The organism is Leifsonia shinshuensis, assembly GCF_022606355.1.
GTDB classification, from domain to species: Bacteria; Actinomycetota; Actinomycetes; order Actinomycetales; family Microbacteriaceae; genus Leifsonia; species Leifsonia shinshuensis_B.
This window is the reverse complement of record NZ_JAHHZQ010000003.1, coordinates 490,422-506,348: the sequence shown is the minus strand read 5'-3', so window position 1 is coordinate 506,348 and position 15,927 is coordinate 490,422. Positions and strand designations below refer to the sequence as shown.

13 protein-coding genes are annotated in these 15,927 nt (G+C 67.3%); 6 read left to right on the top strand and 7 right to left on the bottom strand.

Annotated elements, in window-relative coordinates; all coding sequences use genetic code 11:
• Window positions 1–19 precede the first annotated feature (19 nt).
• Both KNO15_RS13845 and KNO15_RS13840 read left to right on the top strand, forming a co-directional pair.
• On the top strand, window positions 20–1,063 hold the full coding sequence (locus tag KNO15_RS13845) for a LacI family DNA-binding transcriptional regulator (protein WP_241704325.1): 1,044 nt from the start codon (window positions 20–22) through the stop codon (window positions 1,061–1,063).
• Between the two features lie 95 nt (window positions 1,064–1,158).
• A complete protein-coding gene (locus KNO15_RS13840; protein WP_241704324.1) occupies window positions 1,159–3,654 on the top strand; it encodes a glycoside hydrolase family 32 protein in 2,496 nt (831 codons plus the stop codon).
• A gap of 32 nt (window positions 3,655–3,686) precedes the next feature.
• Here KNO15_RS13840 and KNO15_RS13835 read toward each other — a convergent pair whose 3' ends face one another.
• A complete protein-coding gene (locus KNO15_RS13835) occupies window positions 3,687–4,400 on the bottom strand; it encodes an alpha/beta hydrolase family protein (protein WP_241704323.1) in 714 nt (237 codons plus the stop codon).
• A 345-nt stretch (window positions 4,401–4,745) separates the two neighbouring features.
• Between KNO15_RS13835 and KNO15_RS13830 the strand changes: the two genes are divergently transcribed.
• The 3 genes from KNO15_RS13830 to KNO15_RS13820 all read left to right on the top strand — a co-directional run bounded on the left by KNO15_RS13830 (window position 4,746) and on the right by KNO15_RS13820 (window position 6,754).
• A complete protein-coding gene (locus tag KNO15_RS13830) occupies window positions 4,746–5,153 on the top strand; it encodes a hypothetical protein (protein WP_241704321.1) in 408 nt (135 codons plus the stop codon).
• Window positions 5,154–5,750: 597 nt separating this feature from the next.
• Window positions 5,751–6,182: a hypothetical protein gene (locus KNO15_RS13825; RefSeq protein WP_241704320.1), complete on the top strand. Its 432-nt coding sequence runs from the start codon at window positions 5,751–5,753 to the stop codon at window positions 6,180–6,182.
• A 155-nt stretch (window positions 6,183–6,337) separates the two neighbouring features.
• Window positions 6,338–6,754 carry a hypothetical protein gene (locus KNO15_RS13820; protein ID WP_241704319.1) on the top strand — a complete coding sequence of 139 codons (417 nt, stop codon included), beginning with the start codon at window positions 6,338–6,340 and terminating at the stop codon, window positions 6,752–6,754.
• Between the two features lie 99 nt (window positions 6,755–6,853).
• On the opposite strand, the gene KNO15_RS13815 is transcribed toward KNO15_RS13820, so the two are convergent.
• From KNO15_RS13815 to KNO15_RS13790, 6 genes are read right to left on the bottom strand one after another with little or no spacing between them, the layout of a single operon-like run.
• On the bottom strand, window positions 6,854–8,569 hold the full coding sequence (locus tag KNO15_RS13815) for an IlvD/Edd family dehydratase (RefSeq protein ID WP_241704318.1): 1,716 nt from the start codon (window positions 8,567–8,569) through the stop codon (window positions 6,854–6,856).
• 29 nt (window positions 8,570–8,598) lie between these two features.
• On the bottom strand, window positions 8,599–9,606 hold the full coding sequence (locus tag KNO15_RS13810) for a Gfo/Idh/MocA family protein (RefSeq protein WP_241704316.1): 1,008 nt from the start codon (window positions 9,604–9,606) through the stop codon (window positions 8,599–8,601).
• A 16-nt stretch (window positions 9,607–9,622) separates the two neighbouring features.
• Entirely contained in the window at window positions 9,623–10,621 is a 999-nt protein-coding gene (locus tag KNO15_RS13805) for a Gfo/Idh/MocA family protein (protein ID WP_241704315.1), read from the bottom strand.
• Entirely contained in the window at window positions 10,618–12,768 is a 2,151-nt protein-coding gene (locus tag KNO15_RS13800; RefSeq protein ID WP_241704314.1) for an alpha-galactosidase, read from the bottom strand. The genes KNO15_RS13805 and KNO15_RS13800 overlap by 4 nt, the downstream gene beginning before the upstream one ends.
• Window positions 12,765–13,871: a Gfo/Idh/MocA family protein gene (locus KNO15_RS13795; protein WP_241704313.1), complete on the bottom strand. Its 1,107-nt coding sequence runs from the start codon at window positions 13,869–13,871 to the stop codon at window positions 12,765–12,767. The genes KNO15_RS13800 and KNO15_RS13795 overlap by 4 nt, the downstream gene beginning before the upstream one ends.
• Complete coding sequence (locus tag KNO15_RS13790; RefSeq protein ID WP_241704311.1) at window positions 13,871–14,947, bottom strand: Gfo/Idh/MocA family protein; 1,077 nt, start codon at window positions 14,945–14,947, stop codon at window positions 13,871–13,873. Before KNO15_RS13790 ends, KNO15_RS13795 begins: the two co-directional genes overlap by 1 nt.
• Before the next feature lie 132 nt (window positions 14,948–15,079).
• On the opposite strand from KNO15_RS13790, the gene KNO15_RS13785 reads away from it, so the two are divergent.
• Window positions 15,080–15,790 (top strand): FadR/GntR family transcriptional regulator, encoded by a 711-nt coding sequence (locus tag KNO15_RS13785; protein ID WP_241704309.1) that lies wholly within the window; start codon window positions 15,080–15,082, stop codon window positions 15,788–15,790.
• Window positions 15,791–15,927 lie beyond the last annotated feature (137 nt).

Here is a 15,927-nt window from a genome sequence, read left to right as displayed (position 1 = left end):
AGCTGAAAGCGGAGGGGCAATGACGTCCGAGACGAACCAGAACACCGCGCACCCGGTGACAATGCGCGACGTCGCCGAGGCTGCAGGCGTGTCGATCGCGACGGTGTCGCTGGTGGTCAACGAGAAGAAGAACGCGCGCATCGGCGATGACGCCCGCAAACGCGTCCGCGACGCGATCCGCGACCTCGGATACCGGCCGAACGCCCTCGCGAAAACCCTCGTGAGCGGACATTCCAAGTTCATCGGGCTCGTCGCCGACGCGATCGCCACGACCCCGTTCGCCGGCCAGATCATCCACGGCGCTCAGGACGAGGCGTGGAAGCACGGCTACGTCCTGCTGGTGGCCAACACCGACGGCAACGCCGACGCCGAGCGGGAGGCCGTCGGGATGATGCTCGAGCACAAGGTGCGCGGCATCCTCTACTCCACCTGGTACCACCGCGCGACCGAAGTGCCTGCGGGACTGCGCGAGACCGACTTCGTGCTCGTCGACTGCTACTCCCCGGACGACGATGCGACGGCCGTCGTCCCTGACGAAGTGCAGGGCGGCCGGACGGCGACGCAACTGCTGATCGACAGCGGGCACCGCCGTATCGCGATGATCAACACCACCACGCCCTCGCCGGCGCACGAGGGCCGCCTCCTCGGCTACCAGCAGGCGCTCGCGGCAGCAGGCATCGCGTACGATCCCGCCCTCGTGTTCGACGCGCTCCCGGAGCAAGAGGGTGGCTACGACTCGGTCGAGCAGCTGCTGGCCAGCGGAGCCACCGCGGTCTTCTGCCACAACGACCGGGTCGCGATGGGGCTCTACGACGGCCTCCGCCGCCGAGGTCTGTCCATCCCCGAGGACATGGCCGTCGTCGGCTTCGACAACCAGGAAGTCATCGCGGCCCACCTCCGTCCACCGTTGACCACGGTCGCGCTGCCGCACTACGAACTCGGCGCGAAGGGCATCCGCCTCCTGCTGGGCATCGACGAGCACCGACCGAACCAGCTCGTCACGGTCGATTGTCCTCCGGTCCTCCGCTCGTCCATCGCTGAAGCGGCGCACATCGCGTCGTGACGCGCCGCGCGGGATGATTAAACGCTTGACCAAAAATGCAGTTCTCCGCTAAAATTGGTTAAACGTTTGATCAATTCATTGGAGAACGGATCCCCATGCGTGTCAAAGAAGACCGTCGCCGCTCGGCAGCGCGGCGCCGCATCGTCGCCGCAGTCGGCGCGATCGCTATAGCCGCCGGTTTGGCTGCGATCCCGGCCACCGCGTCCAACGCTCTGAATCCTCCCGGCCAGTCGCTTCGGGCGCAGTACCATCTGACGCCTCCCGACCACTGGCTCAGCGATCCGCAGCGGCCGGTCTGGGCGAACGGGAAGTACAACCTGTACTACCTGTACAGCAATCCCAACAACAGTCCGGGCGGGTGGCGTCACGCGACGACTACCGACAACGTCGTCTTCCAGGACCAGGGCGTCGCCATCCCGCTCGGCGGCGGAGGGAACTTCCCGGTCTGGACGGGCTCGGGAGTCGTCGACACGAACAACACGGCCGGGTTCGGCGCAGGGGCGATCGTGGTCCTGGCAACGCAACCGCCCGGCGGCGACCGGTACCAGCAATCGCAGTACCTCTGGTATTCGACCGACGGCGGGACCACCTTCACCGCGTACGGCGCACCGGTGATCGCCAACCCCGACGGCAACGACTGGTTCCGAGACCCGAAGATCGTCTGGGACTCCGCCCACAACGACTGGGTCGCGGTGATCGGGCGCCAGCAGCAGCTCTGGTTCTACACGTCGCCGGATCTGAAGAACTGGACCTACAGATCCCAGTTCGCGTACACCTCCCCGAACATCGGGGGCTTCGAGTGCCCCGACATCTACCAGATCACCGCCGATGACGGTTCGAGCCACTGGGTACTCGCCGGAAGCATGCAGGGCGACTACTCCGGCCAGCCGGACACCTACGCGTATTGGACCGGGACCTGGGACGGCACCAGTTTCACCACCGACGCCCGCGACCCGCAGTGGCTCGACTACGGCTCGGACTGGTACGCCGCCGTGTCCTGGCCCGACCACGCCAATCCGGACACCAGCCGGTATGCGCTCGGCTGGATGAACAACTGGAACTACGCCCCCAACGCCGTACCGACAGACAGCAGCGACGGCTACAACGGGCAGATGTCCATCGTCCGCAAGCTCACCCTCGCGAAGGAGGGAAGCGCCTACAGCCTGATCTCCCAACCCGTTCCCGCGCTGGACGATCTCGTCACCCGAACCGTCCACCCGGCTGACGTCACCGTGAACGGGACCACGGATCTCGGCTACCACGGCTCAGCCTACGAGCTCGACGCCGACGTGTCCTGGCAGCAGCTGAACAACGTCGGCATCTCCGTGGGCCAGTCCGCCGACAAGAGCCGCCATACCAACATCGGCGTCTACAACGGCAACGTGTATGTCGATCGCTCCGCCTCGAGCCAAGCGTCGTACGACTTTGGAGCCGCTTTCCAACACGCGCAGGCGCCGATCGACCCCGCGGCCACGAACGTCCACCTGCGAATCTTCGTCGACCGGTCCAGCGTGGAAGTGTTCGTGAACAACGGCGAACGCGTGCTCTCCGACAACGTGTTCTTCCTGCCGAGCGACACGGGCATCTCCCTGTACACCGATGGCGGTTCGGCCACGTTCTCGAACCTCGCCATCAAGGAGTTCGCCGACACCGCCACCGCGGCCGCTCCGGCCACTCCGTTCGCCACGTTCGAAAGCAGTGGGTACGGAACGTGGAGCACGACGGGAACCGCCTTCGGCAGCGGCCCGGCCGCCGGCACGTTGCCGAACCAGCAGACCGTGTCCGGGTTCATCGGCAACCGCCTCGTCAACAGCTACAACGGCGGCGACGCCTCGACAGGCAACCTCACCTCGTCGACGTTCACCATCGACAAACCCTTCGTGAACTTCCTCTCCGGCGGCGGCGACCATCCGGCGCCATCCACCGTGTTCGCCGATTTCGAGGGCAGCACGTTCGGATCAGGCTGGACCGCGACGGGAGACTTCGCGGGACAGGGCCCCTCAGCCGACTCGCTCCCCGGGCAGGTCGGCTCCAAGGTCCTCGACACCTACGTCGGCGGGGGAGACGGGGCGATGGGCACGATCACCTCGCCCGCCTTCACCATCACGCGCGGCTACATCGACCTCCTCGTCGCCGGCGGGAACCACCCATGGGGGTCGGCCGGTGCCACGGCGGTGAACCTCCTCGTCGACGGGGCGGTGCACGACACCGCGACCGGGGCGAACAGTTCGACGATGACGCCGGTGAGCTGGGACGTGCACGATCTGATCGGCCACACGGCGCAGATCCAGGTCACGGACCAGACGACGACAGGGTGGGGGCATCTGATGGTCGATCAGATCCTCTTCAGCGACGTGCCGGCGGCGATCGCCGGCGAACCCGACGATCAGACCACCGTCAACCTGATCGTGGGAGGCAACGTCGTCCGCACCACGACGGGGCAGAACAGCGAGCACCTCGCCTGGTCGAGCTGGAATGTGACCGACCTCAGCGGGCAAAGCGCTCAGATCCAGATCATCGACCACAACACCGGAAGCTGGGGGCATATCGACGCCGACCAGTTCTCGCTCGCGGATACCCCGGCGGGGTGAGCGGTAGGGCGGGCGTCTGCCAGGCGTCCGCCCTACTCCTGGCGCGGTTTGCGCGGCAACAGGCGGTGGAGGGCGCCCCGCCGGGTAGCGGGCCCCAGCCAGTCCACTATCGCGTCCACCACCGCGGGATCGACGTGGTTCTCCACCTGATAGTCCGACGGCGCGGAGGGGCCGCTGCCGCGGAAGAACATGTGGTCGTCATCGGGGAAGACCCGGATGCTCACGCCTGGCCTCCCGTCGAGGCCGGCGCGCCAGCCCGCCAGATCGTCGGCCTCCGTGACCTGGTAGTCACGCCCGCCCTGCAGGATGAGGATCGGCCGGTTCAGTGCTGCTGCGGTGGCGACCTGGTCGAACTCGCGCAAGTCGAGCCAGTACGACGCGGGCCATCCGAAGAGCAGCTCGGTGGAGGGCGTCCCGGGTGAGAGCGCGGGGTCCTCTGTGCGGGCGATCGCGTCGGCGGCCCCGTCGACGGTGTCGGAGCCGCCCGCTGCCGGTTCGATGCCGGCTACGTAGTCGATGATGCGTGCTGCGGCGCGCGGCAGGGGCCCGAGGTCGACCCCGCCCGCGTCTTCGTAGCCGGCATCAGCGGAGGGGGCAAGGCCACCGTCCGGGTGGCCGCCGCCGATCCCTCGATCGCCGGGATCGTGATGCTCGCGGCCGACACGGTCCCCCTGCCGTGAAGCCGGGCTCGGTCGCCATCCGGGTGTCGACGTGAGTGATCTTGTCGAAGCGCACCACCGCGACACCGCGGCTGGCCAAGCAAGAGCGGGAAGATGCATTCTTCGACGGTGTCGGTATTGTCGGCGCGATCGCAGGACTTGTGGAGCTCGGTTTTCCCCCGGCCGCCCTGGTCGCCTACGCTGCGGGAGGGCTGGCTACGGCATACGACTGCGCCAATGGGCCGCGGCGAGCCCAGCAATGCACCGTGGACACCATCGGGCTTGCAGTTCCGGCAGGGGGCGCGGTAGGAAAGCTGTTTGTGGCGACGAGAGCAGGGGACATTATCGAGGACGGGACAAAGGCGCTCGGGGTTGCGCTGAACATTGTAGGAATCGGTGAACCGCTCCGAAATTGGGTTCGGGGGTCGAGAGATGGCCGATGATGCCCCGAAGCTTCCGAAGCCGCTGCCAGGACTCTCGGCGTACGAGATAAACGAGATCGGGATTCCCCCAACTTTTCTCGGCATCGGGATCGGGCTGCTCGCACTACCGATTCGGTTTGGCTTTCTCGGTCACGATCTGTCCCTATTCGTGGCCCTCTCCATCACCGCGTGGACGGGAATCGCGTGCGGCCTGGTAATACTCGGCTTCCGGAAGCTCAAGGAGAAGAAGGAGAGAGCCGCGGGCTATGTCACCATCGCAGGCTTCCCTGATCTGATCCGACTTGATCGAAAGACGGGTGCGGTGCTTCGGATGCCAGGTGAGCCCGAGCCGACGGGTTCGCAGATCAAAGCAATTCGGCGCCGTGCGCGTGCGGAAATGCGCGAGCGTGAGCGGTAGTCGGAGTTCGTGGACGCGCGACACGTCGCACACGATCGACTGGACAGTGGTGCTGCCAAAATGACGAAAAAGGCTACTCGCTGGCGGCGTCACGGTCTCGGCTGGGCCATTTGCATCCTGGTTGTGGGTACGGTCATCGTTGGATTGGCGGCGGCATACTTCGTCCGATCGAACCTCCCTGGCGAGCTGACACGCTCCGACGTCGTAGGGAGGTGGGTCGACTCCGATGGCGGGCCTGGCGTCGCTGTTTTCCGTGACGATGGGACTGCCGTTATCCGGGACATCCCTGGTGGCTACCCTCCAACTGGCCAAGGAAAGTGGAGTTTGTCGAATTTCCAAGGCCCGACCGTCGGTGTGGACGTGGGCAGCCGCGGGTTTGATTTCAGCTCGAAGTGGGACAACTTCCGAACTGTACTCGTCATAAACTCCGGCGACCCCGACGGCCCCACAAATGAGCACATTTTCGTCCGTGAATGACTCCTGGGCGAACCGTGCGCCCCGATTTTCCGTACGGACCATCCCAGGGAGAGTTCTGCTGAATTCCGATCCCCTCTCTACGACCTCCCGCTCGGCGAATCATGTTTGGGAGCAATACAAATGACCGACCACGCGTCGTACCTCTCCGACTTCACGCGATTCGTGTCCAGCCGGTCGACGCTACTGAGCCATCGCGATCCGGAGGTTGTGCTGGGCGCCTATTCCGATCTCATCGCCGAGATCGATAAGGGCTATGACGATGAACCGGAGGAGTACGACAACGACATGAGCATTCGCTCCCTGATCCAGGAGCTGCTCGATTGCCAGGAGCTCAGGTCGCATCCTGAATTCGCGCAATTCAGCGCGGCCGTAGCCAAGATGGACACCGAGCTGCAAGCGTTGCTCACTCCGGACGCAAAACGCCCCGCATACGGCGACGATCAGGATCAATGGTGGCGCGTTCGGCTTCCGCTTCGCGCGTCCGGCAATTTCCGGGAGTACATGACCTTGGCGTGGGGATATACCGCAGAAGACTCACATGCTCAGCCGTGACTGACCGGTTGAGTGCTATCCCGCATATGTCGGCGAGCGGCTCTGGTATGGCGATTTCGGTATCATCACCAGACGAGGGCCGTTCACGTGGGTGCTCGACGAGAGTGAGGACCCCCCGGGGATCGGCACCGGCCAGATACAGGAGTGGTTACGTGATGGCCGATGATCCGACCGGGAATCGAACGGTCCCACGTCCGTTGCCTGGGCTTTCGGCGTACGAGATCAACGACATAGCGATTCCTCCGGTTTTTATCGGTTTCGGGGTGGCGTTGCTCTCGATTCCGATCCGCTTCGGGCTCATCCATTACGACCCATCGTATTTCTGGCCGATGTTCATCACCGCGTGGACCGGGGTTGGGTTCGGCCTGGTCATGCTCGGCGTCCGGAAGCTCAAGGAGAAGAAGGAGAGAGCTGCCGGGTATGTCACCATCGAGGGTTTCCCTGATCTGATCCGACTTGATCGGAGGACTGGTGCCGTGCTCCGCCTGCCAGGTGAACCCGAGCCGACGGGTTCGCAGATCAGGGAGATACGGCGTCGTGCGCGTGTGGAGATGCGTGGGGCCAAGCGGTAGCACCCGGGTTGTTGCTGGCGCTCACGCCCGAGCTCCCGGCGGGAGTGCGCTCTCCACGTGGCGGAAGACGCTCGGCCCACTTCCCGCCGGGACTCCACTTCAGTGAGATTCCCGACTGACGTCGGGGCCGGAGGAGCCCCGCAGGAAATCAAGGTCAGCTCCGGCGTCAGCTTGGAGAACGTGGTCGACGTAGAGTCGTTCCCACCCTCGCGTCGGTGCCGCGTAGGAGTCGACCAGGTTCTTGTGCGGATTTCGAAGCGCCAACTCCTCCTCCGGCACGAGCAGGTCGATCCGACGACCTCGAACGTCGAGCCTAATCAGGTCGCCGTCCCTGACGAGGGAAAGGGGGCCACCCGCGGCGGATTCCGGCGTGACGTGGAGGACCACGGTGCCGTAGGCAGTGCCCGACATCCGCCCATCGCAGACGCGGATGATGTCGCGCACGCCCCGCTTGAGAAGCTTCTCGGGCAACGGCATGTTCGAGACTTCCGGCATTCCGGGATAGCCCTTGGGACCACATCCGCGAAGAACCATGATGCTGTCCTCGTCGATGTCGAGATCAGGATCGTCGATTCGCGCATGGAAGTCCTCGATCGAATCGAAAACGACCGCGCGCCCGGTGTGCTTCAGAAGATGAGGCGACGCCGCTGCGGATTTGATGATTGCTCCACCGGGGGCGAGGCTGCCTCGGAGGACACTGATTCCGGCCGCCGGCTGGAGGGGCGAGTCACGCGGAGTGATCACGTTAGGATCCCACACCTGCGCTGTCTCGAGATAGTCGACGTAGGGCTTTCCTGTCACCGTCAGGGCGGTGGGATCGAGCAGGTCGCGCACCTCGCGCATGACGGCCAAGAACCCGCCGGCCCGGAAGAGATCGTCCATCAGGTACTTCCCGGCGGGCTGGAGGTTCACGAGAAGCGGCACCTCGGCTCCGATCCGGTCGAAGTCGTCGAGGGTGAGATCGATGCCGAGCCGGCCGGCGATCGCCAGCAGGTGCACGACCGCGTTCGTCGATCCTCCAACCGCAGCCAGCGCGACGATCGCGTTGTGGAAGTTCGCCTCGGTGAGGAACGAGGACGGGCGGCGTTGCGCCGCGACGAGCTCGACGGCGAGCCGGCCGGTCTCGTGCGACGCCTCGAGCAGGCGTGCGTCCGGCGCCGGTGTACCGGCGAGCCCGGGGAGGACGACGCCGAGCGCTTCGGCGACGAGGGCCATCGTGGAGGCCGTGCCCATGGTGTTGCAATGCCCTTTGCTGCGGATCATGGACGACTCGGAGGTGAGGAAGTCGGTGGTGCTGAGCGTTCCGCCGCGAACCTCCTCGCTCAACCGCCAGACGTCCGTGCCGCAGCCCAGAGCGTCCCCGCGGAAGTGTCCGGAGAGCATCGGGCCGCCCGGCACGACCACGGCGGGGAGGTCGACGGAGGCGGCGGCCATGAGCAGCGAAGGGATGGTCTTGTCGCAGCCGCCGAGGAGCACGACGCCGTCGATGGGGTTGGCCCTCAGCATCTCCTCCGTGGCCATCGCGGCCATGTTGCGCCAGAGCATGGCGGTCGGTCGCACCTGGGTCTCACCGAGGGACACGACCGGCAGCACCAGCGGTATGCCTCCCGCTTCATACACACCGTTCTTGACGGACTGCGCGACCTCGTTGAGGTGGGCGTTGCACGGCGTCAGATCCGAGGCGGTGTTCGCGATCGCGATCTGCGGGCGCCCGTCGAACGCATTCGACGGCACCCCCCGCCGCATCCACGCTCGGTGGATGTAGGCGTTGCGGTCGGTCCCCGCGTACCACTCGCTGCTGCGGAGTGTCGTCATGGTCTCGTGTCCTCGCGCCCGGCTGCTGCTCACCGGACGGATGCGAAGGCGGCCGTTCGCGATGACTCGTAGGCGGCGAGGATCATCCCGAGAACTTCGATGCCCTCCTTCTCGGAGTGCAGCGGGCGTGTCGCGGCCGCGACACTGTCGGCGAAGTGCGCGATCTCGGCGACGAAGGTGTCGACGGCCTCGAAGGTGATCGTCTCGGCCGGCTGTCCGTTCAGCGCGACCGCCAGCGATGTGCCGTCCGACGACAGGGATCCCCGTTCGCCGACCACGCTGAAGCGTTCGGCGCCGGGGGCAGGCTCATACGCCCAGGACGTCGTCAGGTGCCCGACCACACCGTTGTCGAAGGTGTACAGGACCTGCGCCGAGTCCTCCCCCTCCATCCAGCGCAGCCGATGCGTGGAGAGCACGGCGACTGCGGATTCGGGGGTGGCGCCTGCCAGGTGGAGCAGGAGGTACGCCGGGTGATACCCGGTGTCGATCAGCTCGCCGCCACCCGCCGTCGAAGCGTGAGAGCGCCAGCCCATGGTCTCCGGCGTCATGTCGCTCCGGAACGAGTCGGCGGTCCTGACCTCGTAGACGTCGCCGAGGGCGCCGCTGTCGATGATCGCACGCGCGGCGGCGACGGGGGGGAGGAAGAGCTGGTTGTGCGCGCACATCAGCACGACACCTGCTTCCTCGACGGCGGAACGGACGTCGGCGGCCTCCTCGTGCGTCAGGCAGAGCGGCTTCTCGCACAGGATGTGCTTGCCCGCCTTCGCCGCCGTGATGATCGCGTCGCGGTGGAGATGGTGCGGAAGGCAGATGTCGACGGCGTCGACGTCCTCGTTCTCGAGGAGCTCCTGGATGCCGGGGTAGTGCGGCACTCCGAGCTCGGCTCCACGCCGAGCCGCGGTCTCGGCGTGGGCGTCCGCCACCGCGGTGATGGCGATCCGGTCCGCCGAGCCCGCGTAGCCCCCGATGTGGAAGCCCGCGATCCCGCCACCGCCGATCAGGCCGACGCGGATAGGAGTGGTGGATGGTGCAGTCATTGAACAGGTCCTTCGGTTACAGGTGGTGGCGGAGTCGGGCGTTCAGGTGCCGGGTCGTTCCGGTCGAGGCCGCGTCGTTCGCGGCCGAGACGACATCCGTCAGTGCGACGGCGCGGGTCAGATTGTCGGTCGCCGACGTCCCGGCCACGATGTGGTCGACCCACTGGTCGAAGGCCGACGTGGAGTCTCCGGCGATCGGCAGGGGGGTGTGCACGCCGCCAGGCTGGGTGAGGGTGACCGTCGGGTCCCCCTCGGCGAACCGGAGGGCGGCGTCCGTGCCGTGCACCTCGATCGAGAACGGGTCGGCGTGGGTGACGAAACCGGTCTCGCAGACACCGATCCTGCCGTCCTCGTAGCCGAGGGTCACGACGGCGTTGTCTTCGACCCGCCGCTGGGTGAGCCGGCCGTAGGTCGCGGACACGGTGGACACGTCGAGTCCCAGAAAGAGCTGAGTCAGGTAGACGGGGTGGCAGCCGAGATCCGTCAGCGCGCCACCGACCGCCTCCGCGGGGTCGAAGAACCGGTCGGTCAACCAGCCGTCCGTGGCGCCGTGGTGCGAGAGCCGGACCCTGGCGTAGGAGATGCGCCCGAGCACGCCGGACGCGATCGTATCGACGATGGTGGTCGTCGATCCGTCGTAGAGGCGCGGCAGCGACACCTGCACTCGGGCGCCGGTCTCGGCGCCCCGGTCCAGGATGGCGGTGCATTCGGCGACCGTCGGCGCGAGCAGCTTCTCGGCGAAGACGTGGATGCCGGCGTCGACAGCGGCGAGAGCGATCTCCGTGTGCCGGGTCGTCGCCGATGTCAGGGTGATCGCGTCCGCTAGCGCGAGTGCACGCCGCATGTCCGGTTCGAACGGCACGCCGAGGTTCCGGGCGGCCTCCGTCCCGCGTTCGATGTCGTCGTCCCAGACGGCGACCAGTCGGGTCCGCGGGTGCTCGGCGGCGTAGGCGGCGTACTCAGGGGCGTGCACGTGCCAGAAGCCCATGGCCACGACTGCGAGCCGTTCGGTCATCGTTCTCTCTCGTCCTTCTCTGTATGGTCTGTGCGGTCCAGGTTCCGGAGCCACACGAGCGCGGCCGCCGGGGTGTCGGGGAAGTCGATGGTCAGTGCGGAGGTTGTGGGATCCCAGCCGACCCGGTCGGGGTCGAGACCGTAGATCGCATCGACGCCGAGGGAGGCGGCCGCGGTGTCGAGCGGGACGACGATTCTGCTTTCGCCCTCGCGGCGCCAGACGGCGACGATCGTCTGCTCGGCGTCCGCCAGTGCGTAGGCGAACCGCTCGTCCGTCCAGTACGGAAGGCCGAGTGGCCACTGCGGCGTCAGGCGGGGGATGGCGTGCCGATACTTCTTGTAGAGGTCCAGCCCGTCCGTGACGATCCGCGCCTGCCGGTCGTCCAGCTTCGGGGAGCCGCCGCTGACCTGCGGGCGGCCGATGAGGCCGTTGATGACGCTGAGCGCAAGCAGCTCGTCCGTGAACTCCGGTTCGGGCAGGACCCAGATCCCAGCCTGCTCGGGAGGCATCGCCGTGGCCGCACCGGCGGCGATGGGGATGTACGCGAGCGGGTGCGCCTGGTCGGAGGTCGACGCGATCGGGTGACGCTGCAGCGTCGCTCCGTCGGCCCGCGCGGCACCGCTCGCACACGACTCGATGACGAGACCGGGATGCCGATCGAGGATGCCGTCGACCCACGCGAGGTAGGCACGGTTGTGCCCCAGCAGGCCGACACCCGGTTCGAGGCCGCCGTGATCGGTGCCGACACCGGCGTTGACGTTGTAGTCGAATTTGAGGTAACCCAGCCCGTAGTCCGCCACGAGCCGGTCGATGACCGCGTCCATGCGCTCCACGACCGCAGGAGAGCGGAAGTCGAGCTGGAAGCGTCCGTCCGCGTCGATGCGCCGTCCCTTGCGCTCGAAGACGGCGCCGCTGGGAAGGTCCGCCGCGAGCGGATTGTCCACCCCGATGACCTCGGGCTCGATCCACAGCCCCGCCGTCATCCCGCGATCCCTGATCCGATCGAAGACCGCGGCCAGGCCGTGCGGGAAGCGCTCGGACGACTCCTCCCAGCCGCCGACCGTCGTCCACCAGCCTGCTTCGTCGCTGTACCAGCCGGCGTCAACGCAGAACGTCTCGCAGCCGAGGCGGGCGGCGGCGTCGATGACCGGGAGGAGCTTGTCCTCGCTCGGATCGGCCTGGAGGCAGTTCATGAAGTCGTTGAACACCACCGGCAGAGTCGTCAGATCCTGGTGCTCCCGGCGGACCCGCCTGCGGTGCGAGGTCAGAGCAGCGATCGCCTCACCGATTCCGCCAGGCACGACGGCGATCGAGGCCGGAACGGAGGTGAACGTGTCACCGGGCCGCAGCTCCAGGCTCCACTGGTGCTCTTGATCGGTGGGACCGCTCGCACTGACCGAGACGGCCGAACGGTGCTCCCCGACCTCCCACTGCCAGGAGCCGTTGTGCTCGAGCTGCCAGAAGACGCAGTCGTCGTATCGGCTGCTGGTCACGGCGCCGGCAGGGAGGGACTCCGTCGTCGGCTGGGTCCCGACCGAGTAGGCCTGGATGCGCTGCTTGGAGGAGTTGTCGACGTCCCAGGGGAAGCCGACGTCGTAGAGGCCGAAGTCGGTGAGCGCGTGGTCCGTCCACTGGAACTCGCCGCAGAGGGTGTTCCGGCCGATCCACAGCCTGGTGGTCCGATCCCAGTCCGGCGACTCGAACGATTCCAGCCCGTTGAGGACGAAAGAGGAAAGGTAGTCCAGCTGGACCGGTTCGTCGGCCACGCAGCGGACGGAGCTGCTCGAGCTCAGCACGCCGATTCCGCCGGAGAGCCTCCAGGTCGTCTCGATGTCGAGTCGCCCGTGCGCGTCCGTCTGGACGATTCGAAGCGTGGTGCCGTCGGCCTCTGTCTCGATCCTGTGCGAGCGGTACCGCAGCCCGGCGGTCGTGCCGTAGTCGACGTGCCGACTTCCCTGGGGGAGCCTGTCGCCGGTGATGGACAGCTCCACAGGTCCGAGGGCGATCTGCGGACGGATGGCCGGCCGCTCACTCCCCGCCGGCGCCAGTCTGGTGACTCCGACCCGAGCGTGCTCGTCGACCTCGATGGTGGCGCTGACGAGATCGTCGCCCCACTGGATGGTCAACGGGAGCGCAGCGGGGCTCATCGGGCAGCCGCCGTCCGGGTGTCGCTCTGCGCGGAGTCCCACGGCTGCGCTTCAGACGTCAGCGACGTCCTGGCGCGTGCCGACGCCTCGACAAGCAGTCCGAGGGCGTGGTCGTGGCAGGCGTCCGCGAGGCTTGAGAAGGACGTGCCGCCACGGCAGAACTCCGACATCCGCAGCAGCAGGTCGGCGACCGCGATCTCATCGTCGTTCAGCCGCGCGCCGCGCATCGGGTTCGAGTAGAGCGTGCGCGGGCCGAGCGTGATCCGCTCGAGGTGGTAACCGTCGAGATCGCCGTCGAGGCCCGTCGCGTGACGGCGGAGGGTCTCCTCCACCGGGTCGTCGTCCTGGTCGAGATAGGCCACCGAGTCGGTTTCGAGCTCTCCGCGAGAGCCGGTGATCGAGAGACTCCTCCGCCGGATCGGCGAAACGTACTGCTCGCCGTCGAAGTCGTAGACCGCCGAGCGACCTCCCCACTCGAGGAGGGCGATCGTGCGGTCGGCCACGACCGGGAGCGCTTCGTCGAGCCTCCCGTCGCGACCGCGCACCGCGACGACGGGATCGGACACGACGGCACCGGAGACGGTCACCGGTTCGAACCCGACGCCGAGGGCCCGGCGGATCACGTTCAGCGCGTGGTAGCCGTGGGCGAACGACGCGCGCACCTGGTGCACCTCGCCGAGGAGGCCGGAACGTGCGACCGCGAGCTGCGCCGCGATCTGGGGCTGGAGGGGGTACTGCTCGGCGACCTGGACCGGCGCGGACGAGCCGAGCGATCGGTAGAGATCGCGGAGACCGTCCACCGTGTCAGCGGGCGGTGTCTCGATCAGGGCGGGGAGCCCGGAGGCGACGGCGGCCGTCGTGAGTTCCGGCGCGACGTCTCGAGGAACACAGATCACCACGAAATCGAAGCCCTCGCGGAGGAAGGCGGCGCGGTCGGTGGTGGCGGCGACGCCCCAGCGCGCGCGGGCGCTCTCGGCGGAGGACTCGCGGGCGACGAGCATCCCGCCGACCTCGAATCGCTCGGGTGCGGCGGCGGCGATGCGCAGGATGTATTGCGCGCGCCAGCTGGCTCCGATGATCCCGATCCGGACCGGTGCGCCCATCAGAGCTCCCGGCCGTTGCGTCCGCCGCCGGTGCCCGAGTAGGGCGCGCCGGGGTCCCAGCCCGCCCAGGGCGTGCCGGCGCCGTGATCGGCGAGGGGCAGCCGGACGGTGCTGCGGGCGCGGTGAGAGAGGTAGGCCGCTTCGACCGCCTCCAGAGCGCGGAGCGAGGAGTCGGGGATGGCGTAGTCGGTCGTGCCGGCCTCGATCTGGGCGGCGAGGTGCTCGAGATGACGCTGATGGCCGCTCACCGCGAACTCGTCGAGCGTCACGACTTCCCGATCGCGGTCGGGCGTGACCAGGGTGTACGCCCGCTCGTAGGCTCCGTACTCGATGAAGCCCCGGTCGCCCACGATACGCATGAGTGCGACCGTGTCCATCCGCGCCATCTCGATGTGATCGCCGGTCTCCAGGACGAGCCGTACCCCGTCGCGGGTGTGCGCCAACGTCACGGCCTCCGTCTCGACCTGCATGCCGTCGCGGAAGGTTCCGGTCGAGGTGTCGGCGGCGGACAGCACGGACTCGATCGGGTCGTCGCCGATGAGGGAGACGAAGAACTGGAGCCAGTGGATGCCCGCGTTGATGATGTCCCACTCGTTGCACTCGATCTCGACGAGCCGGAGGCGGCCGATGTCGCCGCGATGGACGCGAGAGACGATCTCGCTGGGAGCGGCCTGCGCGGCGAGACCGTGCGGCACGACGACGGGCAGGCCGTGCGCCCGGATGAGCCGAAGGATCTCGGCACCGGCCGCAGTCGTGTCGCCGAGGGGCTTCTCGACGAGGAGACCGCGCGTGGTCGGCAGCGCGAGCGCGGACTCGACGAGCGGAAGGTGCGTCGGGGCATAGGTGGACACGCACACGACATCGACTGCTTCTGCGGCGAACATCTCCTCGGCCGACGGGTACGTCCGCACACGTCCCGCGAACCGATCGTCGATCCGGGCCCGTGCCGCCTCGCCGAGATCGGCGACGGCCGTGAGGGTGAACCGCTCCGATCGCTCGAGCGCGTCGATGCTGAGCGTCCCACCCGCACCGGCTCCCACCACCACTGCGCTCAGCGGTACAGTGCCGTTTGACATCCTTGTCCTCCATTGTGTTCAGTTGAAGCTAAGACTGCGGGAAATCTATCAGATAGGTTTGCTGTGTCAAGGTCTAACCGCCTTATAGCCGACCCTCCCGCAGATGGCACGCAGTGAAACGGAGCAATGTCGATGGCGCAGAAAGCCGAGTCGAAGGGGAGCGGATCGTCGGTTCAACGAGCCGCCGACTATCTGGAGCATCTCGTCTTCGATGAATACGAGCCGGGCGACAGCCTGCCGGGCGAGGGCGATATCGCCGAGACGCTCCAGGTCAGCCGGCTCACGGTGCGCGAGGCCATGCGCGAGATCGCAGCCCGCGGGCTCGTGGACATCCACAACGGTCGCCGGCCGGTCGTGTCGTCACTCAACGGCCGAGGCGTCGGCAACTTCTTCCGCTCCGCGGTCCGCCGGGACAGCAGGGCTGCGCTCGACCTGCTCGAGATCCGGCACGCGCTGGAGGTGCAGATCGCCTCCCTCGCGGCGCAGAACGCCTCGCGCGCGCAGATCGCGCAGATGGCGGAGACGGTGGAGGCGATGGCCGACAGCGTGGGTGACGCGGAGTCCTTCAGCCGCGAGGACCTCAAGTTCCACGGTCTGCTCGCCGACGCGACCGGCAACAGGATGATGGCGCTGCTCATGCAGGAGCTCTCGGACGCGCTCAGCGCCAGCCGGCGGCTGAGCGTGTCCGGCCACGCCCGCCGTGGGCTGACGCTCGGCCCCGTGCTCGAGCAGCACCGCGCCATCCTGACCGCGATCCAGGCGGGCGACCAGCGTGCCGCCCGGGCTGCGATGCGCAAGCATCTCCGTGCGACGCGTGCTGACCTCGAGGCTTTCGGCGTGTGAGGGATGGTCGACCTCGGGGGTGAGGGTTGGCAGGAGCGATAACTATCTGATAGGTTCGCCTCAGCCATCAACCACCGACGATCTTGTGACCCGTGAGGTCACGTCGTTCATCCCGAGGTTGGTCGCATTCACAGCCA

What these genes read in the sequence shown, in the direction of transcription:
- KNO15_RS13845 (WP_241704325.1), top strand. Translation starts at nt 20, where the DNA reads ATGACGTCCGAGACGAACCAGAACACCGCGCACCCGGTGACAATGCGC.
- KNO15_RS13840 (WP_241704324.1), top strand. Translation starts at nt 1,159, where the DNA reads ATGCGTGTCAAAGAAGACCGTCGCCGCTCGGCAGCGCGGCGCCGCATC.
- KNO15_RS13830 (WP_241704321.1), top strand. Translation starts at nt 4,746, where the DNA reads ATGGCCGATGATGCCCCGAAGCTTCCGAAGCCGCTGCCAGGACTCTCG.
- KNO15_RS13825 (WP_241704320.1), top strand. Translation starts at nt 5,751, where the DNA reads ATGACCGACCACGCGTCGTACCTCTCCGACTTCACGCGATTCGTGTCC.
- KNO15_RS13820 (WP_241704319.1), top strand. Translation starts at nt 6,338, where the DNA reads ATGGCCGATGATCCGACCGGGAATCGAACGGTCCCACGTCCGTTGCCT.
- KNO15_RS13815 (WP_241704318.1), bottom strand. Translation starts at nt 8,569, where the DNA reads ATGACGACACTCCGCAGCAGCGAGTGGTACGCGGGGACCGACCGCAAC.
- KNO15_RS13810 (WP_241704316.1), bottom strand. Translation starts at nt 9,606, where the DNA reads ATGACTGCACCATCCACCACTCCTATCCGCGTCGGCCTGATCGGCGGT.
- KNO15_RS13805 (WP_241704315.1), bottom strand. Translation starts at nt 10,621, where the DNA reads ATGACCGAACGGCTCGCAGTCGTGGCCATGGGCTTCTGGCACGTGCAC.
- KNO15_RS13800 (WP_241704314.1), bottom strand. Translation starts at nt 12,768, where the DNA reads ATGAGCCCCGCTGCGCTCCCGTTGACCATCCAGTGGGGCGACGATCTC.
- KNO15_RS13795 (WP_241704313.1), bottom strand. Translation starts at nt 13,871, where the DNA reads ATGGGCGCACCGGTCCGGATCGGGATCATCGGAGCCAGCTGGCGCGCG.
- KNO15_RS13790 (WP_241704311.1), bottom strand. Translation starts at nt 14,947, where the DNA reads ATGTCAAACGGCACTGTACCGCTGAGCGCAGTGGTGGTGGGAGCCGGT.
- KNO15_RS13785 (WP_241704309.1), top strand. Translation starts at nt 15,080, where the DNA reads ATGGCGCAGAAAGCCGAGTCGAAGGGGAGCGGATCGTCGGTTCAACGA.